22 protein-coding genes and 1 tRNA gene are annotated in these 22007 nt (G+C 35.9%); 4 read left to right on the top strand and 19 right to left on the bottom strand.

All coding sequences use genetic code 11. The features are described from left to right. The 9 genes from HMPREF0367_RS03520 to HMPREF0367_RS03475 all read right to left on the bottom strand — a co-directional run. A partial coding sequence (locus tag HMPREF0367_RS03520; RefSeq protein ID WP_035401229.1) for a hypothetical protein occupies positions 1–414 on the bottom strand: 414 nt, incomplete at its 3' end. After that, a complete protein-coding gene (locus HMPREF0367_RS03515) occupies positions 411–800 on the bottom strand; it encodes a hypothetical protein (protein ID WP_035401228.1) in 390 nt (129 codons plus the stop codon). The genes HMPREF0367_RS03515 and HMPREF0367_RS03520, both read right to left, overlap by 4 nt. A gap of 307 nt (positions 801–1107) precedes the next feature. After that, a tRNA-Leu gene (locus HMPREF0367_RS03510) sits at positions 1108–1194 on the bottom strand. A 76-nt stretch (positions 1195–1270) separates the two neighbouring features. Next, positions 1271–1984, bottom strand: a complete 714-nt coding sequence (locus HMPREF0367_RS03505; protein WP_035401226.1) for a biosynthetic peptidoglycan transglycosylase — start codon at positions 1982–1984, stop codon at positions 1271–1273. Positions 1985–2079: 95 nt separating this feature from the next. Then, the gene (locus HMPREF0367_RS03500; protein ID WP_015536109.1) at positions 2080–2295 is read right to left on the bottom strand and encodes a YneF family protein; all 216 of its coding nucleotides are present in this window, start codon (positions 2293–2295) and stop codon (positions 2080–2082) included. 109 nt (positions 2296–2404) lie between these two features. Further along, positions 2405–3289, bottom strand: a complete 885-nt coding sequence (locus tag HMPREF0367_RS03495; RefSeq protein WP_035401223.1) for a DMT family transporter — start codon at positions 3287–3289, stop codon at positions 2405–2407. After that, positions 3286–5748, bottom strand: a complete 2463-nt coding sequence (parC, locus tag HMPREF0367_RS03490; RefSeq protein WP_081683621.1) for a DNA topoisomerase IV subunit A — start codon at positions 5746–5748, stop codon at positions 3286–3288. The genes HMPREF0367_RS03495 and parC overlap by 4 nt, the downstream gene beginning before the upstream one ends. A gap of 23 nt (positions 5749–5771) precedes the next feature. Further along, a complete protein-coding gene (gene parE, locus HMPREF0367_RS03485) occupies positions 5772–7700 on the bottom strand; it encodes a DNA topoisomerase IV subunit B (protein WP_022356366.1) in 1929 nt (642 codons plus the stop codon). Between the two features lie 370 nt (positions 7701–8070). Beyond that, positions 8071–8436: a hypothetical protein gene (locus HMPREF0367_RS03475; RefSeq protein WP_035401215.1), complete on the bottom strand. Its 366-nt coding sequence runs from the start codon at positions 8434–8436 to the stop codon at positions 8071–8073. 164 nt (positions 8437–8600) lie between these two features. On the opposite strand from HMPREF0367_RS03475, the gene plsY reads away from it, so the two are divergent. Next, on the top strand, positions 8601–9221 hold the full coding sequence (plsY, locus tag HMPREF0367_RS03470; RefSeq protein ID WP_035401212.1) for a glycerol-3-phosphate 1-O-acyltransferase PlsY: 621 nt from the start codon (positions 8601–8603) through the stop codon (positions 9219–9221). Between the two features lie 78 nt (positions 9222–9299). Continuing rightward, the gene (locus HMPREF0367_RS03465; RefSeq protein WP_035401211.1) at positions 9300–9746 is read left to right on the top strand and encodes a competence protein ComK; all 447 of its coding nucleotides are present in this window, start codon (positions 9300–9302) and stop codon (positions 9744–9746) included. On the opposite strand, the gene HMPREF0367_RS03460 is transcribed toward HMPREF0367_RS03465, so the two are convergent. The 6 genes from HMPREF0367_RS03460 to rny all read right to left on the bottom strand — a co-directional run bounded on the left by HMPREF0367_RS03460 (position 9710) and on the right by rny (position 17586). Then, on the bottom strand, positions 9710–10138 hold the full coding sequence (locus HMPREF0367_RS03460) for a RidA family protein (RefSeq protein WP_015536117.1): 429 nt from the start codon (positions 10136–10138) through the stop codon (positions 9710–9712). The two genes, HMPREF0367_RS03465 and HMPREF0367_RS03460, sit on opposite strands and share 37 nt — an antisense overlap. Positions 10139–10161: 23 nt before the next feature. Further along, positions 10162–12453 carry a DNA translocase FtsK gene (locus HMPREF0367_RS03455; protein WP_035401209.1) on the bottom strand — a complete coding sequence of 764 codons (2292 nt, stop codon included), beginning with the start codon at positions 12451–12453 and terminating at the stop codon, positions 10162–10164. A 15-nt stretch (positions 12454–12468) separates the two neighbouring features. Then, positions 12469–14169, bottom strand: a complete 1701-nt coding sequence (locus HMPREF0367_RS03450) for a ribonuclease J (RefSeq protein ID WP_035401207.1) — start codon at positions 14167–14169, stop codon at positions 12469–12471. Between the two features lie 46 nt (positions 14170–14215). Beyond that, on the bottom strand, positions 14216–15649 hold the full coding sequence (gene miaB / locus HMPREF0367_RS03445) for a tRNA (N6-isopentenyl adenosine(37)-C2)-methylthiotransferase MiaB (RefSeq protein WP_015536121.1): 1434 nt from the start codon (positions 15647–15649) through the stop codon (positions 14216–14218). Positions 15650–15720: 71 nt separating this feature from the next. Continuing rightward, complete coding sequence (locus HMPREF0367_RS03440) at positions 15721–15894, bottom strand: 4Fe-4S binding protein (RefSeq protein ID WP_022356399.1); 174 nt, start codon at positions 15892–15894, stop codon at positions 15721–15723. A 138-nt stretch (positions 15895–16032) separates the two neighbouring features. After that, positions 16033–17586 (bottom strand): ribonuclease Y, encoded by a 1554-nt coding sequence (rny, locus tag HMPREF0367_RS03435; protein ID WP_022356398.1) that lies wholly within the window; start codon positions 17584–17586, stop codon positions 16033–16035. A 512-nt stretch (positions 17587–18098) separates the two neighbouring features. On the opposite strand from rny, the gene HMPREF0367_RS10700 reads away from it, so the two are divergent. Then, complete coding sequence (locus tag HMPREF0367_RS10700) at positions 18099–18785, top strand: hypothetical protein (protein WP_248660659.1); 687 nt, start codon at positions 18099–18101, stop codon at positions 18783–18785. 41 nt (positions 18786–18826) lie between these two features. Here the strand turns inward: HMPREF0367_RS10700 and HMPREF0367_RS03425 are convergent, their stop codons facing one another. The 4 genes from HMPREF0367_RS03425 to HMPREF0367_RS03410 all read right to left on the bottom strand — a co-directional run bounded on the left by HMPREF0367_RS03425 (position 18827) and on the right by HMPREF0367_RS03410 (position 20801). Continuing rightward, positions 18827–19648, bottom strand: a complete 822-nt coding sequence (locus HMPREF0367_RS03425; protein WP_015536124.1) for an undecaprenyl-diphosphate phosphatase — start codon at positions 19646–19648, stop codon at positions 18827–18829. A gap of 55 nt (positions 19649–19703) precedes the next feature. Further along, the gene (gene rpmF, locus HMPREF0367_RS03420; RefSeq protein ID WP_015536125.1) at positions 19704–19874 is read right to left on the bottom strand and encodes a 50S ribosomal protein L32; all 171 of its coding nucleotides are present in this window, start codon (positions 19872–19874) and stop codon (positions 19704–19706) included. A gap of 11 nt (positions 19875–19885) precedes the next feature. Then, the gene (locus HMPREF0367_RS03415; protein ID WP_022356396.1) at positions 19886–20392 is read right to left on the bottom strand and encodes a YceD family protein; all 507 of its coding nucleotides are present in this window, start codon (positions 20390–20392) and stop codon (positions 19886–19888) included. Between the two features lie 79 nt (positions 20393–20471). Next, positions 20472–20801, bottom strand: a complete 330-nt coding sequence (locus tag HMPREF0367_RS03410) for a hypothetical protein (protein ID WP_022355355.1) — start codon at positions 20799–20801, stop codon at positions 20472–20474. A gap of 114 nt (positions 20802–20915) precedes the next feature. On the opposite strand from HMPREF0367_RS03410, the gene HMPREF0367_RS03405 reads away from it, so the two are divergent. After that, positions 20916–21941: a nucleotidyltransferase family protein gene (locus HMPREF0367_RS03405; protein ID WP_035401203.1), complete on the top strand. Its 1026-nt coding sequence runs from the start codon at positions 20916–20918 to the stop codon at positions 21939–21941. Positions 21942–22007 lie beyond the last annotated feature (66 nt).

The raw sequence follows: 22007 nt of genomic DNA, 5'->3' as shown, positions 1-22007 counted from the left end.
CACATAGATCCCCTTGCCGACCTCTGCTATTGTATTGTCGCCCTCCAACGTGATAGTCAAGTTTGCATCGCCGCTCTGATTGAGCACGCCAATGGCTGCGCCAGCGATTAAAGTGCTGGTATCCATAGACACGCTCTCTTTAATTGTGGCGTTGTGCAAGGTCAGGGTATTATTCGCTACGTCATAATGGATATAGTTGTCCGTCGGTGTGTCTCCGCCTGTGTATGCGGTGACATTTCCATTGCTATCCGTCGTCCAGTAGCCGCCGTTCGTCACACTCTCATTGCCGACATAGATTTTCTGACCCTCCGGCACAGCCGCCAGCGCCGTGATAGTAGTGTTAGGTACAAGTCCTACTACTAATAGGATTGCTGTAAAGATGGATACTACCTTGTTCCATATTCGTTTCTTCATTTTCTTTCCTCCTTCTTATCTTTTATGTATGCTTTTAAAGATGAACGTATCGCATTTAACTGAAGATTTAGATATTCTTCATCTTCAAATAAAGCATAATGTACACATGCCCCAACAAAGATATAGGTCATGCCTTGGATATAATCTGCTGGCATTCCTAATTTGTTTGATAGTTCATTGGCATATTCTTTATAACGTACATTGACGCCTTTAAAGAATTCTTTTCCTTGTTCTCGATATTTTGGACTAGAATAGACCTGATACATGAATCGATATTTCTTTCCATGAAGTTTTGCTGTAAGATATGGCATTTCATTTAAGAAACGTTCGATATCTTCAAAACTTGTAGGAGCTTTTGCGATGATATGATCTTTTGCCTTTGCCATATATAATAAGTTATGGCTTAAATTACTAAATTATCTTTTAAACCAAGTGGTAGATAAATCCTCTCACTTGCGATAACATTCAATACAGCTAAATTAAGCATACTTGTTTTTTTTTATTATTTTTCTAATTTAATTTTACAAGAAAATTTTATGCAATTCAATAAACGATGGTTACTTCTAAAATCACAACTTATAAAATGAAATTTAAGTATCGATAATAATAAACAAAAAAAGTGAATCCTTGTGGATTCACTAAATTTAATCTATATTTTAAGAAAATCAAAATATTTTCTATTTTTTCAAGCAATGGTGCCCGAGGCCGGACTCGAACCGGCACGGTATCGCTACCGGTGGATTTTGAGTCCACTGCGTCTACCAATTTCACCACCCGGGCAATTGCTTACTTATTATATATAATTTCATTCTCTTTTGCAAGAAAAAAATGAGCTGAATTCTATCAACTCATTAAATTAATATGTCGCATATACATCCTGGGCATATATTGTCTCAATATCACTTTCATTAATGTAACTGCATTCAGCCATAGCCTCTAAAACTTGATGCTGTCTAGCTTTAGCTTGTTGGAAATGATCTGACAATTGATAATTGCCTGGAGATTGTGGAAGCCCCGCTAACAAGGATGCTTGTGCTAAGGTCAAATACTGTGGTTCAACACCAAAGTATCCTGTGGAAGCTTCATAGATTCCAAAATGATAATCACCGTAATTAATGATATTCACATACAAAGCCAAGATTTGATTTTTCGTGTATTTAGATTCCAGCTCTTTGGCAATAAACATTTCAACTAATTTTCGATCTAGGGTTTGTTCAAACATGCCATATAAGTTCTTGGCTACCTGCTGAGTAATCGTAGAACCACCACTTTGTGCTAACTGTGGAATTACTTGAGAGAGTGTACCACGGGCAAGTCCAATATAATCAATTCCTCCATGCTCATAAAAGCGTCTATCTTCAATGGATACGGTTGCGCGAATCAAATCAGAAGGTAAATCTTCATAAGGTACAAAAGTAGGACTAGACTGTACTTGTTCCACAACGGTTTCAACTGGAGCTTGAGAAGTTATTTCTCTATATCCTGAATATCCTCTAACACCTAAGAATCCAGCTAGGCCTAGCAGGAGAATCAACAAGAACACGATTAATCTTATTAAAAATTTTTTCATTCTATCACCTGATATAAGTGTATCACACACAACTCATAAACAACATTACAATGCTGTAAGAATAAAAAAAGCAGGGGTCCCTGCTCTTTTTTAAATTATCTATTCTGATTGACTGATTTCATGATTTGGCGAATTTGTGCTTCACTTGGTTTACGTCCCATCTGTAAGAACATCGCACGAATCATTTTCTCATTGATTGGTGGGTTTTCCTTCAATTCTTTTTCAAATTTTCTCTTTGTCCAAAAGAAAGTAGCTACACCACCTACAACTAGTCCAATAGCAGTATACATAAGTGACTGTAAAAAATCCATATGTGCCAACCCCATTCTATCTACTTGAATATTCTACTATTATTTTTACATTTTGGCAACAGTTTTAGAAACTTAACTATCCCTTGTTTTTAACGTTTCATTAAAGCTTTTACGTTCTTTTCAACTTTGCCAAAACTGGTTTTATACGATCTGAAGATTCGACTAAAATAACAGAAATAAAAATCAACAAGCCCCCAAATACCATCGTCAAAGTTTTCTCTTCATGCAACAAGAAATATCCAAAAATATTCGCAAAAAGGCTTTCTGTACATAATAACAAACTTGCACTAGAAGCATCGGTATATTTTTGTGCCAATGTCTGCAGCTGGAAAGCAAGCCATGTTGCGATACAAATCATATATAAACAGCTTAAGATCGCATTAGTATCAATGCTTGTTGGAAAATCTTCCAAGATCAAGGCAAAAGGAATTGATACAATTGCCGCTGCACTCATCTGGATCGTATTGATCACTGTGGAATCACAATTCTTTGTCGCAAACTCTAAAGAGATAATCTGACAAGCAAAGAAGAATGCACAGATCAATGACAACAAATCACCAAAGGAAAAATGAAATCCATCGGAAGACAAGGAAAGACAGGCAATTCCAGCTAAACAGATGAAGCTGGCAAACACCTGAATTCCCATTGGTTTTCGCTTAAACAAAAACCAGCTAATGTAAGGAACAAGAACTACATTCACTGAAGTTAAAAATGCATTTTGTCCTGTATTGGTCAAATCAAGACCAAATGTTTGAAAGGCAAAGGCAAGATACATCAAAACACCTGAGATCGAACCTTTGATCAAAGCTTCCTTTGTTACCTTTAATTTCTTTACTTTAATTACGATCCAGCTTACGATAGCCGCTCCAATAAAACGAATCATTAAAACAGAGAAAGGATCAAAGGCTTCTAGAGCTCCTGCCGTTGCCAGAAAACCTCCACCCCATATAGCAGCTACTAATAGACAAATCAAATTTGCGGTTTGCTTGCTCATGCTTCTACCTCAAAAAGACTGACCTGTTCAATTTCGTCTTTATCCGTATTGCTCCAGCTTCCTGAATGAATCATTTCCAAAGATGATGGGATTTCAAATTCTTCCACTTTTCCAAAAGGAGAAGAGAATGTAGAATCACATGACATTAAAGAAACTTCCTTAGCTGCAAAACGAACCAATTCATCATGTTGGAATTCGATTACATCATTCAATTGTTTAGACAACAGACGATCAATCTTAACTGGATTTGATTTTACAAGTTTACAGATCCTGTTTCCTTTAGCCGGTCGTTTTACCTGTGCTATATCACTTGCCTTGATGCGTTTCATCTGAGCTGTATCACTAATAACAACCAGTTGTCCATCTAGATTCGATACTACGATCATATCAGCTACATGATCATCTTTAACAAGGTTAATTGCTTTAACACCTTTTGAACGACAAGACACCTGAGGAACTTGATCTACAGGATATGAAAGGGCAAAACCTTGTTCACTAGATAAAATAACCACATCATCTGGACTATAAGATAAAGCTACGCTTACCATCTCATCCAATGAACCTATTTTCATGCAAACCATGGTCTTATTGGAACGCGATACCTGCAATTCTTTTAAATTTGTTCTTTTGATCATACCAAAGCGTGAAACACATAAAACCTCTACACTTTCATCAAAAGAAGACAGAAGGTATGCCTGAATGATTTTTTCACCTGCATCCATCTTGATATAGCTGCTTAAATGACTTCCCAAATCTTTCCATTTTGCTTCTTCAAGCTGATACACAGACAAATATCCATATGTACCTCGATTGGTAAAGAATAATAAAGTATCTAATGTGCTCGCTGAACCATATGTCACAAGTTTATCACTGTCTTTATGCATGCTTAAAACATCATTTGACGCATTATAAGAACGCATAGAAACGCGTTTTACATATCCATCGCGCGTAATTGGAACGATAACTTGTTCATTGGCAATCATCGCTTTTTCATCAATCACGATTTCTTCAACTTGATCAACGACCGTAGACAATCTAGGAGTTACAAACTCCTGATTGACTTCTTCCAACTCTTTGATCAACAAGGCATCTAGAACATCTTTATTCGATACGATGGCTTCTAATTGTTTGATTTCCTCTTTTAAGATCTTATATTCGCTTTTTAGTTCTTTAACATCTGTATTGGTCAAGCGATACAAACGCATGACAACGATAGCTTCTGCCTGTTCCTGCGTAAATTGAAAACGTTCGATCAAATTGACCTTGGCATCCTGCTTATCTTTTGATTTTCGAATGATGGCAATGATCTCATCCATAACCGAAACAGCTTTGATCAAACCTTCCAAGATATGAGCACGTTTTTGTTTAGCATTTAGATCATAACGGCTTCTTCTTAATACAACATCTTCTCTATGCGCAATAAAGGCATCTAATGCCATAGCTAAAGACATCTGAACAGGAGCTTTATTCACGATAGCGATGACATTGTAGTTATATGAAATCTGCAAATCCGTATTTTTATACAGATAATTCAAGATCTGTTGATGTGCACTGTCTTTTTTAATATCAATAACAATGCGAAGACCAGTTCGATCGCTCTCATCTCGAACATCTAAGATTCCATCTATCTTCTTATTTAAGCGAATATCATCGATCTTTTTGACCAGTTGTGATTTGATGACTTCATATGGAATTTCTTTAACAATGATCTGCTTGATCGTTCTAGTTTCTTCAATATCGACTTTTGAACGAATCATCACCTTACCACGACCCGTTTCAAATGCCTGACGAATGCCATCAATTCCCATAACGATTCCACCGGTTGGAAAATCTGGCCCTTTGACAAAGTTCATAAGTTCATCTAAAGAACAACCCGGATGTTTGATTCGATAAATTGTTGCCTTAATAACTTCATTTAAATTATGTGGTGGAATATTGGTTGCATACCCTGCTGCGATCCCTGTGATTCCGTTTACCAGCAAGTTTGGATATCGCGCCGGCAAAACCGTTGGTTCCATCTTTTCATCCGAAAAGTTTGGAGCCCACTCAACTGTATCTTTTTCTATATCCTGCAATAGATAGTTACTGATCTTAGATAATCTAGCTTCGGTATATCGCATAGCTGCTGCTGGATCATCGTCAATTGAACCATTGTTTCCCTGCATATCAATTAAAGGATTGGCAATTTTCCATGGCTGAGACAAACGTACCATTGCATCATAAACGGAACTATCTCCGTGTGGATGATAATTACCAATCACATTACCAACTGTTTTGGCACTTTTATGATATGGTTTGTTATATGTATTTCCACTCTCATACATCGCGTATAAGATACGACGCTGCACAGGTTTTAATCCATCTCTTGCATCCGGTAAAGCACGTTCTTGAATAATATATTTAGAATAGCGGGCAAAACGATCTGCCATGATATCTTCCAAAGAATTTTTTAGGATCATCTGCTTAGCTTCTGCTTTCTTTTTCACGAACGCACCTCCTTAACATAATCATCTTCTAAAGTAAATACAACATTATCTTCGATCCAACTACGTCTTAGATCAGCTCTATCCCCCATTAATTCGGTAACTCGTCTTTCTGCCATACGAGCATTTTCAATCGTAACACATAATAAAGTTCTTGTTTCTGGATTCATGGTCGTTTCCCATAACTGAGAAGCGTTCATCTCACCAAGACCTTTGTAACGAGTGATCGTATATCCATTTTTTAATTCCTGTTTCTTTTCATCCAATTCTTCATCGGTATATAAATAATACTCTTCTTTTCCCTTGGCAATTCGATATAAAGGCGGCAAGGCGATATACAACATCTCATGTTCGATCAAATCGCGCATATAGCGATAGAAAAACGTCAATAATAAATTTTGAATATGAGCCCCATCATCATCAGCATCGGTCATGATGATAACTTTGTAGTAATTAGAATCCTCTGCCTGAAAACTTGGACCAACACCTGCACCCAATGCATGGATAATGGTATTAAGCTCTTCATTTTTTTCAATCGATTCAATTGAAGCTTTTTCTGTATTTAATACCTTTCCTCTTAAAGGCAATATAGCCTGATACTTAGAATCTCTTCCTTGTTTAGCACTACCACCAGCTGAATCTCCTTCGACAAGATACAATTCTTTTCTTCGTGCATCTTTGCTTTGAGCGCTGGCTAACTTTCCAGAAAGCACTCTTTCCGTTTTTTGCTTTCCTTTTCCTTTACGAGCTTCTTCTCTAGCTTTTCTTGCTGCATTTCGAGCACTGGCTGCCTTTACGATCTTTCGCACGAGTGCATTCGCTGTTTCTTTATTTTCTTCTAAGAAATAACGCAAATGTTCACTGACAACCGATTCAGTAGCCGGCTTAGCTTCTGGAGAACCTAATTTTTCTTTTGTCTGCCCTTCAAACTGCAAATATTCTTCAGGAATTGTTAAGTTAATGACCAAAGTTAAACCTTCTCTGACATCATTTCCCTCAAATCCTTTATCTTTTTCCTTTAAGAAACCATTTTTTCTCGCATATTCATTAAATACCTTTGTGAACGCAAGCTTAGCTCCAGTTTCATGACTTCCTCCATCACGTGTACGAACCATGTTCGTAAAAGAGAAAACATTCTCCTGATATTCATCAGTATATTGAAAACAGCCTTCAACTTTGATCGAGTTATATTCTCCACTAAAGCTGACTGGATCATGCATTGGCGTATGATCTGAGTTGATCTCTTCAATAAAGGCTTTTAATCCGTCTTCATATTGATATACATTTTCACGTTTTTCTTTACGAAGATCGGTAACGATCATCTTTAAACCTTTTAATAAAAAGGCATCTTCCTGAGCTCTTTCACAAATCTTAGAAAAAGAGAATGTACAATTTTTGAAGATCTTTGAATCCGGCAAAAATGTAACCGTACTTCCAGTACGATTTGTTTTTCCTTCACGAATCAACTTACCAATCTTTCGTCCACCATCCTCAAAAGTCATAGACCAAACATCTTTTCCATCATGGACAGTTACTTTACACCATGTACATAACGCATTGACAACACTGGCACCTACTCCATGTAAACCTCCAGCATTACGATATCCTCCCTGGCTTGTAAATTTTCCACCGGCATGAAGCACAGTAAAAATAACCGCCAATGTGCTCATTCCGGATTTATGTTTTCCTACTGGCATTCCACGACCATGGTCTTCAACCGTTACACTGCCATCCTTATTCAATGTAATATGAACCTGGTTACCATATCCATTCAATGCTTCGTCAATCGCATTGTCAACAATTTCCCAGACCAAATGATGTAAACCTTTTGAATCTGTAGAACCTATATACATACCTGGACGCTTTCTTACCGCATCCAGTCCTTCTAAAATCACGATACTTTCTTCGTTATACTGTTGTTTTGGCATGAAATCAATCCTTTCACCTAATGATAGATTATAGCGAAAAAACTAGTAGTTTTCAAAAAAAAGTGGAACTCAGTTCTTTCTGAATTTCACTTATTGATAATTTGAATTTTTATTATTTTATTTTTTTCAAACCCACCCTAAAAAACTTAAAAAAACACATATAAAGAAAGTAACTAAGCTAACATATTTTAAAAATGACCTTGCCTGCTTTTCTGAAAGATATGCAATTAAATAATTTAACCCTAGACAAAACCATGCAACACTGATTCCTATTCTTGAATCAACCCAATTCATAAATGTACCCAGTGCAAATACAATAGAGAATACCACAAAAAAGATGCGCAGATTGCGATAACGATAGTTCGTCATTTCAATCACTCTTTTCACGAGTTTTATCCAAAAGCTTTTTAATTTTACATGCTTCTTTATGATCCTTACTTTGTTGATCTGTTTGCATCAAAACCGGATCTAAACTGACATATACACCAAGAATCGTGTCATCTTTCATTTCAATCTTTAATCCAACATACATTTTAGGCTGAAATAAGCCAATTACGGTAGAACCTTCAACAATTTGATGGAGGAACGGTTTGGTTTCTCCTCTAAAACTAGCATGTTCGTTTAAAACATCACATTCTTTGATATCAGCTATATTATATGATCCTTTTGTTCCATCAAGTATTTCAAATGTTTTATTCTCTGTGTCAATCACTATACTTCTAAATTCATGTTTCATGATACGGTCTCCTTTCTTATTATTATAACTTAAATCATTATCATTTGTTTTAGCATTGGAATTATTTACATCTTTATTGGAATTTTCAGTATACTAGACTTTGACATATAAAAAACACTATATAATTCGCTTGTTTTCTGTTAAAATATGACTATTCGAGGTGAATGATTATGATGACTGTATTATGTATTATATTAGGCTATTTACTGGGATCTATCCCTTTTGCCCTGGTAATTGGCAAACTCTTCTACAAGACCGATATCCGCCAATATGGTTCAGGAAATCTAGGTGGAACAAATGCAGGACGCGTTCTAGGAAAGAAAGCAGGTATTTCGGTTATCGTTCTAGATGTCTTAAAAGTTGTCTTAGCTGCAGGTCTTGCATCCTTGGTCAGTGAACCAGCTGCAATATGGACAAGTCTTGCCTGCTGTATCGGACATTGTTATCCTATCTTTGCTCATTTCAAAGGTGGAAAAGCCGTTACGACCATGTTTGGATTCTTGATCTCTACATCTATTTTTATCTTTCAGGAATTCAGCTATTTCTTAGTCCCATTATTTATGTTCTTGATCATCCTTTATTTATTTAAGTATGTATCACTAGGCAGCATCTGTGCTTCTGTTTGCTCAAGTCTTTATATAACAGCGCAATTGTTATCTTTAGATGTTAATAATTTATTCATTATCCTTGCCAGTTGGTTGATGACACTTCTAGTGATCTATCGCCACAGCGCAAATATTAAACGTATCCAGGAAGGAACTGAAAACAAAGTCAGCTGGTTATAAGATTGCACCCGTTTGGGTGCTTTTTTTATGTCATGTTTTTGTCACTTTAAACATATACAATGAACATAGGTGAATGAAATGACAAATTATATGTATTATGACTATGCCAATAGTAAAGTCGCAAAAATAAAAGAAGATAAAATTGAGTATGAAAATGCTAGAAGCATGAAATCATATTTCGATAAACAATGTTTAGAAAATGGATCGACCTTAGAAGGAAGAAAACGCTCATTTATTTATTTGGTGCATAAGAAAAAATATATTCCTATAACGATATCACTTTCTCCATTAAGAATCTACTTCCCCATTGCTCCTATCAAAGATCCTTCCTGTAAATGGGTGAATTTTTCTTCGATAAAAGAGATCCTATACCATAAAAAAACATGTACCATCATCTTCTATGACGATACATGTCTTACATGCAATAATTCTGAACGAATCAAAGAAAGCATTCATGCAATCTATCGCTATTTAAATATACTTAATATTTACCCGCAGCTCCCATCACAGCCTGAGCAGCCATGAGAACAACTTGAGTTTTTATGTGCCTGTTCGTGTCTTAATGTGTTGATGCCCTGGCCTTCAACAGCAATCATCGCACCATTATCCAAATCGTTTACTCCCACAAAAGAAACCGCTGGAAATGGTTTTTCAAGATAATTCTTAAACACAGATAAAAACTCTTCTTTATCTTTTAGATTTTTAAGATATACAGTAAATTTAACAACATGATCAAATCGCAAATCAAATTCACTCAATACTTCCACGATTTCATTACAAACCGATACAGCCTGTTCTGTAATGGAATCACCTTTTCCAAGTTGAGCACTTAAATAGAAGAAATCCCCTAATTGAACAATGCTGGAAACGCAATCTTCATTTTCTTGAAGACTCCCCGAATTTAAAAAAACGTTCATACTCTTGCCTCCTTGTACAAAGATTATACATAATCTTCTTCATCTTCCAAAGTATTTTGCACTAAGATCTCACGAGGTTTTGAACCATTAGCAGGCCCGATAATACGATTTTCCTCTAAAACATCGATCAAACGAGCCGCTCTAGCATATCCAATTGAGAATTTTCTTTGAATCAATGATGTACTGGCTCTTCTAGATGTAATGACAAATCGTTTCACTTCTTCATAAAGTGGATCAGCACACTCATTAGCTACTTCTTTGCCCATATTCTGCAAATCTTTTAGTTGAATGAAGGCATCATCATAATGTGGTTTAGCCTGTGATTTTACATATTCACAAATTCGATTTACTTCTTCATCTTTGATATAAACACCTTGGATACGTTTTGGACTTGTTTCACCATTTGGAAGATACAACATATCCCCATTACCAAGAAGCTGTTCAGCACCAGCTTGGTCTAAGATCGTTCTTGAATCCACAGCCTGACTTACCGCAAAGGCGATTCGACTTGGAATATTGGCTTTGATCACACCCGTGATAACATCCACGCTCGGTCTTTGTGTTGCGACAACTAGATGAATACCAGCAGCACGAGCTAACTGAGTGATCCTTTGAATGCTGGCTTCCACTTCTTTAGCGGCAACAAGCATAAGATCAGCCAACTCGTCAATAATTACAACAAGACGAGGCAAAGGTTTTAGATGCTCATCTGGATGATTTAAGACATATTCGTTATATGCCTGTATATTTCTTACCCCAAGATTTCCAAAAAGATCATAACGATGGTCCATCATCTCCACCACGACTTTTAAGCCTTTATTTGCTAGATCACCATCTGTGATAACAGGAGCTAATAAATGAGGTACATCATTATAAGGTGTAAATTCAACCTTTTTCGGATCGATCAAGATCATCTTGACTTCATCTGGTTTCGTTCTTAACAACAAAGAACAAATAATGGAATTTACACACACCGATTTACCTGAGCCTGTAGCTCCGGCAATCAATAAGTGCGGCATACGATTCAATTCACCATATACATTATCTCCGGTCAAATCTTTCCCTAAACAAAATAACAGTTTTTTGCTGTCAAATTCTTTAGGGATCGACTGCATCAATTCTTTCATCTTCACTGGTGTTTTTTCCACGTTTGGAATTTCAATCCCAACTGCACTCTTCCCTGGAATTGGCGCTTCAATACGAAGATCAGTTGCGGCCAATGCCATTTTAATATCATTTGCTAAATTACTGATCTTGCTGACACGAACACCAAGTTCAGGTTTAATCTCAAATTTGGTTACACTCGGTCCAATATGAATCTGAACCAGCTTGGCATTTACACCATATTCATACAAGATATCAATCAATTTTTGACCTTGTTGTTTGGCAACCGTGGCATTTGTTGATGTACGTGATTTACGTTGAACACTATCTAAGATCGATAGTCTAGGTAAGCGGTAATTCACATAAGGATCCTCTTGCGTATCAACATAGCTAACCGGCACTGAATCAATATGCTCTTCAATTGACTTTTCTTCTTTTTTAGGTTTCGATGCACGTTTTTTTGAAGTTTCTTTTTTCTTTGGTTTCGGATCATCTGCTTCAATGATCTGAAAAGAAGGTTTATTTTCTTCGAGATCAATAAAATCATTATCGACATCTACAAATACAGAATCAGTTTTTCCTTCATGAATCGGTACATCTTCAATCTTGGTTTCTTTCTTCTTCTCTTTTTGTTTAGGTTTTTCTTTCTTTTCACGCTTTATGAAATAATCATAACCAAATAAACAAATTGCCAAGACAAAGAATAACCCTACTACAAGATATGTCCCTGTATAGTCAAACAACGAACCAAAGATTCCTAACAACAAACCACCAATCAAACCGGAGCGTACCGGCATTGAATCAAATAAGATTTCAAAGGTATTTTCAAATACATTTGAAAAATTGCTCCATACTGGATCTGGCCTTGTTTGAATAATGGCTTCTAGTGTCATCCATCCCAACAGCAAAAATATAAGTCCAAAAATATATTTTTTTGGAATCAAAGATATGTCTTTCTTTATGATTACATATAGACATGCCAGGATCATCAAAATCAATACCGCATAAACTACATCTCCAAAAAAATAAGAAAAGAACTGAAAGCAAAAATTGCCGACAATTCCTAACTTACATAGTGCTATCACACTTATCGCTATAACGCATAGGCTTGCGCACATCTTAAAGAGATAAGATTGCATCAAGCCTGTGTTACTTTTTTTATTTTTGTTTGTGGTTTTCCTTTTTGTCGTTTTTTTCTTGGCAGCTGCCATGAACACCACACTCCCTTATCCTAAATTACTTGTATTGATTTCTAAGATAACCGGTAAAACCATCGGTCTCTTTGCGGTCTGTTTAAACAAATATTTGCTGACTTTATCACGAATCTCTGTACGAGTCGTTAAATTATCATATGTCTTATTGGCAACCGCCTCTTCAATCGTTTTTTCCATGATTTGTGCTACATCACTTGTGATATATTCCGCATCACGTAAATAGATCAAACCTCTAGTTTGAATATCTGGACCATTTATAATTTTCTTTGTAAAGGCATCAAGTCCGATTGCTAAGATCATAACTCCATCTGTAGATAAGATTTCACGATCCTTCAATACGACACCAGCCATATCCCAGTTCTCTTTTCCATCAATCATGATATCGTGAAGTTCTAGTTCCATCGAACAAGATTTCAATTTACCATTTTCAAATGTTGCAACCTGTCCATTATCAAGAATTAAGATCTTGCTAGGAGAATATCCCATTTCCAATGCAATCTCTGAATTCATATGCAACAAACGATATTCACCTTTGACAGGAATATAATATTTTGGCTTCATCAAGAAGATCATCATCTTAAGATCTTCTTTTGATGGATGCATGCTCAATACATTTTTATCAAGCACGATGATCTTACCTTCTTCTTTATAAATATCATTTTCCATGCTCTTGAATTCTTGTTCCACACCTGGAACGACTGGAGAAGCAATCACGATCACATCATCCGAGTCAAAATCAATTTCATCCACTTCGTTATTGGCGATGTTGCTGATCATTTTAAACAATGATTTACCCTGGTCACTGCAAATAACAACAAGATCTCGCATGTCGTTATCCAAGCTCTTTGGATCTACGATCAATTCTTTTGGAACCTCATAGCCAAGTTCTTCTAAATAAGAGACCAATTCCTGCAACTCTTTTGTATAGAATAACATCCTGCGATTGTATTCGATACAACAATCAATGATTTCCTGAATTCGATAAACACTTTGCGTATATACACTAATAAAAATACGGGAATGATCATGCTGTTCTAAAACCTGAGACAACCGTGGGGTAATTCTATGATTTGGTGATGTATGACCAGTCCGTTCTGCCCCCTTGCTTTCCTGCAACAAGATAAATACGCCTTCATTACCTAATTCTGTAATAGTACTGAAATCACCACGATACTTATCATCCAATGCATCATAATCTTCAATGAACTCACCAGAATAAACGATATATCCTTGTGTGGTTGAAATTGCAACTCCAAATGTACCTGGATACGCATGCGTTACCGGGAAGAAGATGACTTTGCGTTTTCCAATGCGTTTATGATCATTTCGTTTAATTGGATGAATCTTGATTCCTGTTATTTTTTCTTTTCTTAATGTCTTTTGAATCATTTTGGCAGTTAGTGGAGATGTATAAACATCCACCTTGATCTGCTTTAATAAATATGGTAAGGCTCCCATGACATCATCATGACCATGCGTTATGATAACACCAACGATTCGGTCTTTATTTTCCAATAGATAAGAAAAGTCCTGAATGATAAACTCAATACCTAATGATTCTTTGGCATCTGGAAATTTAATTCCAGCTTCTATGATGTAGATCTGATCGTCTACTTCAATACAGAGCATATTTTTCCCGTCTTCATCCAAGCCCCCCAGGGCAAAGATGCGAACTTTCTCTGTCAGTGAAAGATCTTTTTTTGTTTCTTTCATATTTCCTCCATTGATTATATTTTTCTTATTGTTTTTCAATATTATATCATACTACTCTTCCATCAAGGGAAAATGTTTTACCTGTTTCGATCAGAACATCTACAAAATCGCCCGGCTGAATATTTTCACCAGTGAAATTAACCAGTTTATTTGTATCTGTATATCCAGAATATACATGGTCATCTTTTTTCGAAAAGCCATCTACCAATACTTTAACAACTTTTCCTTCATATGCCTTGTTCTTTTCCAAAGCATATTTGTTCCACAATGTGTTTAGTCTCGCAAGTCGTTCTTTCTTTGTCTCAAAGTCAATTGGATCTTCCATTCTAGCTGCCGGTGTTCCTGGACGAGGAGAGAAGATAAATGTAAAGGCATTATCAAACTTACATTTCTCCATGATTTCTAAAGTATGTTCAAATTGCTCATCACTTTCATTTGGAAATCCAACAATGACATCTGTAGAGACTGCAACACGATCGATCTTCGTTACGATCTTATTAAAGAGTTCCATATACGATTCACTTGTATATCGACGTCCCATACGTTTTAATATCTCATCATCGCCTGACTGTAAAGGAAGATGGACAAATGGCATGATATTATCGTATTTGGCAATTACATCAATCATATCATCGCTGAAATCCCAAGGATGGCTCGTCGTAAAACGAATTCGAGGAATACCAATCTTGGCAACTTCTTCTAAAAGACACGCAAAATTCATATTTGGATCGATATCTTTTCCATAGGCATTCACATTTTGTCCCAACAATGTAATTTCTTTGTACCCTTGATCATATAATTCTTTTACTTCAAATAAGATCTGATCCATGGTACGGCTGCGCTGTTTACCACGTGTATATGGCACGATACAATACGTACAGAACTTATCACAACCATACATGATATTTACCCAAGCCTTATGTTTGCCAAAACGATGTACAGGAAGATTTTCATAAACTTCCCCTTCTTTAGAATAGATCTTTACGACACGTTTCTTTTCAAACATAACAGAATATAACATTTCTGGTAACTGATGGATATTGTGTGTTCCAAACAATAAACGAACTTGAGGATACTTTTCTAATAACGTATTGACCAAGCCTTCCTCTTGTGCCATACATCCACAAACACCAATCACTAAATCCTTATTGGCACGATAAAGACGTTTAAAGTTACCAATTTCACCCAATACTTTTTCTTCCGCATTTTGGCGAATTGCGCATGTATTGATCAATATGACATCTACATCTTCAGGTGATTCAGATTTTTCAAACCCCAATGAATCTAAGATGCCCGCTAATGTTTCAGAGTCTCTTTCGTTTGCCTGACAGCCATATGTAGAAATATAATATTTCTTTCCGTTTCCAATAAATTTTGCGTTTTCTGGAATAATAAATGAGTCAATACGTTCAATAGTATTTTTTGTACGAACCTGAGCTTTTTTAAGATTCGGTAAGATCCATTCTGGACGTTTATTCATAATTTTCTCCTTTTCTAAAAAAAATAGCCAAGCACATAGGCCTGGCTTTAGTATTCTGTTTGAATCTTCAATTACTGAGAGATAGCGCCAACTGGGCAAGTACCTACGCAAGAACCGCAGTCAATGCAAGTACCTTCGTCACAAACAGATTTTCCTTCGTCATCCAATGAAAGAGCTCCAACAGGACAACCACCTACACAAGCACCACAACCGATGCAAGCATCTTTATCAATAGTAACAGCCATTTTAAAAATCCTCCTTTAATTTAACTTGATATTAGTATAATCGTTAAATCAAAGTGTTTCAACCCTAATAAGTTAGCACTAGCTTACCAACTAATTTATGAATCCAAACATATCGTTTGTTTACAGCAATTTCTTAAACTATTTAGCCAATTCCTGAGCACGAATCTCACGAATAACATTGACTTTGATCTGACCAGGATATGTTAATTCTTCCTCAATCTGATCACGAATTTCTCTGGCAATCTTAACACAAGATAAATCATCTACTTGATCTGGATTTACCAAGACGCGAATCTCACGACCTGCCTGAATCGCGTATGCACTGTTAACACCTTCATAGCTTGTAGCAATCTTCTCAAGATTTTCAAGGCGGTCAATATAAGCCTGTGCACTTTCTTTACGAGCACCCGGACGAGCTGCACTGATCGTATCTGCTGCAATAACTAAATGACTTGTCAAGAAACGAGGTTCAACTTCTCCATGATGTGATTGGATCGCATTCAATACGATTTCTTTTTCACCATGTTTTTTACAGAATTTGTAACCAAGTTCAACATGCGAACCATCCTGCTGTTCAATATTCAACGCTTTACCAATATCATGTAATAAACCGGCACGTTTTGCCATTTGCTGGTTCAACCCTAATTCAGCAGCCATGGCACCAGCCAAATAAGCAACTTCCATTGAATGCTGCAAAGCGTTTTGTCCATAAGAATAACGATACTTTAATGTACCAATCAACTTAACGATCTCACGATCAATCTTTCCAATACCTAGTTTGAATACTGCATCTTCACCAGCCTTGATGATTTCTTGATCAACTTCCTGCTGGTATTTTTTAACAACTTCTTCAATACGCCCTGGTTGAATACGCCCATCACGAATCAAATGTTCCAATGCCAAACGAGCAATTTCACGGCGAACCGGGTTAAAACATGTGATCGTAATTAAATCTGGTGTATCATCGATATTTAACTCGACACCTGTTGCCTGTTCAAAACAACGAATATTACGACCTTCACGTCCAATGATACGACCCTTCATTTCTTCTCCAGGCAGACTTACAACACTCACTGTACGTTCCTGTGTTTCTGTCTGAGACATTCTTTCAATTGCCAACGCAATGATATTTTGCGCTTTTTGCTGCGCTGTTGCCTTTGCTTCTTCTTCTTTATCTTTGATATAAGCAATGGTTTCGTGTTCCATTTTCTTCTCAACGACTGAGAATAATTCTGCCTTAGCATCCTGGCTGGACATTTTTGCAACATTTTCCAGCACTTCGATCTGTTTGTCGATCTCTTCTTGTAATTTTTTCTCTTTTGCCTCTAAAGATGACAGTTTATCAGCAGCTTTCTGCATTTTTTCTGACACCTGGCGTTCTTTTTGTGTCAAAGCTTCATCACGAAAATTCAAGTTGTCTTCACGGCGCAATAATTTATTTTCTAAATCCATTGCTTCCTGTTTTCTCTCTTTGATTTCTTTTTCAGCTTCGACGCGTAGATCATGCGCCTGTGTTTTTCCATCTAAAACCGCTTGTTTGACCTTTGCTTCTGCTTCAGTCTCGGCTTTCTTTAATAGCTGTTCTGCTTTTTGCTGATCTTTATTTAATCCTGCTTTAGAATATGCCACCATAGCAAGTATCCCAATAACAAGTCCTGCGACCCCAGACAAAGAGACTGTAAGTAAATCCATGTTACTTCCCTCCTTATCAAGTTTCGGTAAAAACCAAAATAATTATACACGAATGGCCTTATAAAGTCTATTTAAATTATTAGAGGCGCATTCTTTCCATCTTCTAGAATGTAACCCATTTTTCTAAAAAGCACATTTTAATTTTTTACATTTCTTATATCTTTTCATTTATATTTGATATAAAATTTAAGTAGATAATATACCTAATAAACAAAAGAAAACAAGGTAAAACATACATATGAATAAAGATATATTTTTAAACTATTTAGAATTAGTCGTAATAATAATATCTTTTGCCTCTTTCTTATACTGGCAATACAATTATGCCTTGATCAACTTTGGCTTTTTCCTCTTCATCCTAGCTGCTGATTTATTTATTCTCTTTATCATTTATAACTTCATCAAGAAGAATATTCTTACGCATAAATCTTAATAAAACATTAATATCGATTCAATTGATTATATCGTATGATGAAATTGAAAGAAAACATAATACTAGAAGGAGGTCTATTATGAACTACATCCAATATGAAATCAAAGACGGACAGTTAATGACACCTAAACCTATCGCCATCCATGACATCAAGAATTTGGAAGTAAAGATCTTACCAGCTAAAAAAGATACGTTTGATACTATCTTGAACAGCATCGCAACCATGGCTTCCTCAAGTTTAGCGAATGGAGACGAACATGTATTCGTCGTGATCAATATAACCTTAAATTCAAAGGAAACCATTACGCTTCCTATCCATAAAGAATATGTTGTTCGAAACAATCTTGACTATCATGACGCTGTTAAACAAGCTAGAAAACTAATTGAAACATTGAAAAGAGGTAAAACTATAACTAAAGAATTTGAAAATATTGTAATTGATCCTAAAGAAAGAAAATTTAAGATCATTGATGGAACAACTGGTGAATACTCTTTAGATGATATTGATACTATATCCATTCTAAATGAACAAGCTTCTTTCAAAGGAAAAGGCGAACCATTCTTACACCAGGTTTTAGGTGGTATAACATTTTCAAGCGGAGCTATGGAACCACAACTCTATGTCGGATTAAAGATCAAAATGAAAGATGGCAATAAACTCGCTCTTTATGTTTCTAAAAAACCAGTAAACTTTAACTCTGACATCTATCATCACGATGTAAAAGAAGCACAAAATATCAAATCATTACTAAATAAGGCAGCTTAAAAAGCTGCCTTTAAAAAAGCCATGGAAAGCTCCATGGTTAATTAGAATATAAATGTCAATAAAACGATTGCTCCTAAAATGATACGATAATACCCAAAAATCTTGAAATCATGTTTTTTGATATATCCCATCAAGAAACGAATAACTAAGATTGAAACAACAAACGCAACCAGCATTCCTACAATCAAGATCAAAAATTCCATCAATGAAAAACTTAATCCAAAACGAACAATTTTTAACAAGCTTGCACCAAACATAACAGGAATAGCCAAAAAGAATGTAAATTCAGCGGCTACGGTTCTTGATACTCCAATCATCAAACCTCCAACAATGGTTGCTCCTGAGCGTGATGTCCCAGGGAAAATTGCTGCAATCAACTGGAAAACACCAATAATGATCGCATCTTTATATGTAATTTGTGATAATGTATTGACTCTTGAAGGCTTGTTCACATTTTTGTTTTCGATGATGATAAACGCAACCCCCACAACAATTAACATAACCGCAACGACAAATCCATTATATAAATGTTCGTTCAACCAATCATCAAACAACAAACCAACGATTGCAGCAGGAACACAGGCTACGATAATCTTTAACCATAAGATCAAAATATCCTGCTTTACCTTAATTTTTTCATTTTTACGAATCCTAAAAGGAAAAATCTTGTTCCAATACAACAAGACTACCGCCATAATCGCCCCTAATTGAATCACGACCAAAAACATATCCCAGAAATCTTTGCTGACATTCATTGGCATATATTCTTCTAAAAGAATCATATGACCGGTAGAACTTATTGGAAGCCATTCTGTAATTCCTTCTACGATACCGTAAAGAATTGACTTCAGTATTTCTATCATTTTAAATCCTCTATTCTTTCTCAAGAAAAAAACCAGGTGTCCCTGGTTATTTTACTTATTTCTCAACGATTTGTTTGCCGTTGTATTCTCCACAAGAACACATTTTATGAGCAAGTTTGTATTCACCACAGTTTGGACAACGTGTTAATGTTGGTTTAACTAATTTGTAGTGAGTTCTACGTTTTGCTTTACGTGTCTTTGAACCTCTTCTCTGTTGAACAGCCATACTAGCACCTCCTAGTCATCATCCAGTTTGAAATCATTTAACTTTTCCCATCGTGGATCGATCTTTGGTTCTTCTTTATCCTGATCGGATAACAATTGCCATCCATCACCTTTTGGATATTGATCTCGAGGCAAACGAGTAATGCTCATTGGAGCCTCATAGATAATGGCCTGAAAGATTTCCGGATTGATATCCACTGTATCTTTCTTTACCACGATGATATCTTCGTCATTCTCCTTAATTGGATCAAACGAATACGTTTCTTGCGACTTTGTGTCAAATGCAACCTCTAAGTCTTCCATCGTTATGGAATCTAGAACGATCATCACACCGTCCAAATCCAAATCTGAGAAAACCAGAGATCTATGGTCAAACTGTAAAGTACCTGTAACATGTACCTCTGGAATGGACTTGACTTGAGTATGATGAAGTAGATCGTTCTCCTCAACCGCAATCCACTCATCAATTTCAATGATTCCGTTTTTTGCGTTTAAAAAGTCTTTTTTCGTAAATTTCACGATCTTCACCTCATGTCGCATTTGATATTATAATCAAAGACAATAAGAAAGTCAACAATAAGAAAATACTTAATCTATCTTATTTTTTCTTTTTCTTTAATTTTGTCCCCTTAAGGATCAACATTTTCTTCTTACATACATAATAAGATACATAAGTTATACATAGCACGACTAGAGATACCATTGACATGGTATTGACTGTAGACTGGGCAAGATTATATAAAACGATCCCGGCACTGATCCCGATAACAACTCCCATAGCTCCACCAACACGAGAAAAACTCTCTAAAGAATCATACGTATATTTTTTCTCATTCATCCAAATAGGTCTTCCGGTTATCATCATGACTAAAGAAATCAACACTACTATACCTGCTCCTACCCAAACTAAAACACTGTAAAAATTCATTTTCTTCTCCTATCCTGAGATATTATACTGACAATTTATTTGAAAATAAATAATGAATCTCTTCCTTAACTGGTGAAGTTTTTTTCTTCTAAGAAAATATGATACTATATACCCATGAAAACAGTAGGAATTATTACAGAATACAATCCTTTTCATCAAGGACATATTTATCATATACAAAAAGCCAAACAATACGGTGATGTTTTGGTAGCAATCTGTTCTGGCTTCTATTCTCAAAGAGGTCTTCCCAGCCTTATTTCCAGACAAGATAAAACAAAATTAGCCTTACAGAATGGTGTCGATCTCGTTTTAGAATTACCTGCCTGTTATGCTTCACAGAGTGCCGATTACTTTGCAAAATATGCCATACAATCGCTCTCTTGTTTAAATGTTGATACGATCTGTTTTGGATCTGAAACAAATGATATCGAGTATTTAAAAAAATACACAAACGAATTAAGTTCAATTACGATTGACCCTACACTCTCTCAAAGTCTAAATATTTCAAGAGCATTAGATAGTCTAGGATCCAATGATATTTTGGGCATTCAATATATTCGCTTTTGTCAGGATCATGATATTGAACCTGTCTGTATACAAAGAAACAATGACTTTATCAGTGCTACAAAAACACGTGCCGATTATTTTGCCGGTAAAAAGCAGTTCAATGACCAGTACTTTTTAAAAGAGCAGAACTGGCAGTCATATTATCCGTATCTTAAAACATTTCTTTTAATGACACCGGCTTCTTATTTATCCTCCTTATTTATGGTAAATGAGGGCATAGAATTCCGATTAAAAGAAAATGCACGAAAATATGATGATTGGCAAACTTTTTTAAATGCATCTATTTCCAAAACATATACCCGTGCCAGAATCCAGCGCACTTGTCTATTCATACTATTACAGATATCAAAAGAAAAGATGCAAACAAATGCCAGCTTTTATGGTGTAAAAGTTTTAGGTTTTAACGAAAAAGGGCAACAGCTCTTAAAACAAAATAAAGACCAGCCAATTTACACTCGATTTGGTGATCTTCCAGACTTTTTAAAAGAAATCGAAATCAAATCTAAAGCGCTGTATAATTCCGTATTAACGACTCCATTAAAAGAAAGTGAGATCATTCGTTATGCTGGTTAGTCTTTTTTTGGTCATACTCATTTGCATCTTGATTGGCATTTACTATTATTTCCTGCCTCCTATTCC

The sequence above is a fragment of the Faecalitalea cylindroides ATCC 27803 genome (genome assembly GCF_000469305.1).
In the GTDB taxonomy this organism is placed as follows: Bacteria; Bacillota_I; Bacilli_A; order Erysipelotrichales; family Erysipelotrichaceae; genus Faecalitalea; species Faecalitalea cylindroides.
This window is presented reverse-complemented; position numbering and strand designations above follow the sequence as displayed.

What these genes read in the sequence shown, in the direction of transcription:
- HMPREF0367_RS03515 (WP_035401228.1), bottom strand. Translation starts at nt 800, where the DNA reads ATGGCAAAGGCAAAAGATCATATCATCGCAAAAGCTCCTACAAGTTTT.
- HMPREF0367_RS03505 (WP_035401226.1), bottom strand. Translation starts at nt 1,984, where the DNA reads ATGAAAAAATTTTTAATAAGATTAATCGTGTTCTTGTTGATTCTCCTG.
- HMPREF0367_RS03500 (WP_015536109.1), bottom strand. Translation starts at nt 2,295, where the DNA reads ATGGATTTTTTACAGTCACTTATGTATACTGCTATTGGACTAGTTGTA.
- HMPREF0367_RS03495 (WP_035401223.1), bottom strand. Translation starts at nt 3,289, where the DNA reads ATGAGCAAGCAAACCGCAAATTTGATTTGTCTATTAGTAGCTGCTATA.
- parC (WP_081683621.1), bottom strand. Translation starts at nt 5,748, where the DNA reads ATGATCCTAAAAAATTCTTTGGAAGATATCATGGCAGATCGTTTTGCC.
- parE (WP_022356366.1), bottom strand. Translation starts at nt 7,700, where the DNA reads ATGCCAAAACAACAGTATAACGAAGAAAGTATCGTGATTTTAGAAGGA.
- HMPREF0367_RS03475 (WP_035401215.1), bottom strand. Translation starts at nt 8,436, where the DNA reads ATGAAACATGAATTTAGAAGTATAGTGATTGACACAGAGAATAAAACA.
- plsY (WP_035401212.1), top strand. Translation starts at nt 8,601, where the DNA reads ATGATTATGATGACTGTATTATGTATTATATTAGGCTATTTACTGGGA.
- HMPREF0367_RS03465 (WP_035401211.1), top strand. Translation starts at nt 9,300, where the DNA reads ATGACAAATTATATGTATTATGACTATGCCAATAGTAAAGTCGCAAAA.
- HMPREF0367_RS03460 (WP_015536117.1), bottom strand. Translation starts at nt 10,138, where the DNA reads ATGAACGTTTTTTTAAATTCGGGGAGTCTTCAAGAAAATGAAGATTGC.
- HMPREF0367_RS03455 (WP_035401209.1), bottom strand. Translation starts at nt 12,453, where the DNA reads ATGGCAGCTGCCAAGAAAAAAACGACAAAAAGGAAAACCACAAACAAA.
- HMPREF0367_RS03450 (WP_035401207.1), bottom strand. Translation starts at nt 14,169, where the DNA reads ATGAAAGAAACAAAAAAAGATCTTTCACTGACAGAGAAAGTTCGCATC.
- miaB (WP_015536121.1), bottom strand. Translation starts at nt 15,649, where the DNA reads ATGAATAAACGTCCAGAATGGATCTTACCGAATCTTAAAAAAGCTCAG.
- HMPREF0367_RS03440 (WP_022356399.1), bottom strand. Translation starts at nt 15,894, where the DNA reads ATGGCTGTTACTATTGATAAAGATGCTTGCATCGGTTGTGGTGCTTGT.
- rny (WP_022356398.1), bottom strand. Translation starts at nt 17,586, where the DNA reads ATGGATTTACTTACAGTCTCTTTGTCTGGGGTCGCAGGACTTGTTATT.
- HMPREF0367_RS10700 (WP_248660659.1), top strand. Translation starts at nt 18,099, where the DNA reads ATGAACTACATCCAATATGAAATCAAAGACGGACAGTTAATGACACCT.
- HMPREF0367_RS03425 (WP_015536124.1), bottom strand. Translation starts at nt 19,648, where the DNA reads ATGATAGAAATACTGAAGTCAATTCTTTACGGTATCGTAGAAGGAATT.
- rpmF (WP_015536125.1), bottom strand. Translation starts at nt 19,874, where the DNA reads ATGGCTGTTCAACAGAGAAGAGGTTCAAAGACACGTAAAGCAAAACGT.
- HMPREF0367_RS03410 (WP_022355355.1), bottom strand. Translation starts at nt 20,801, where the DNA reads ATGAATTTTTACAGTGTTTTAGTTTGGGTAGGAGCAGGTATAGTAGTG.
- HMPREF0367_RS03405 (WP_035401203.1), top strand. Translation starts at nt 20,916, where the DNA reads ATGAAAACAGTAGGAATTATTACAGAATACAATCCTTTTCATCAAGGA.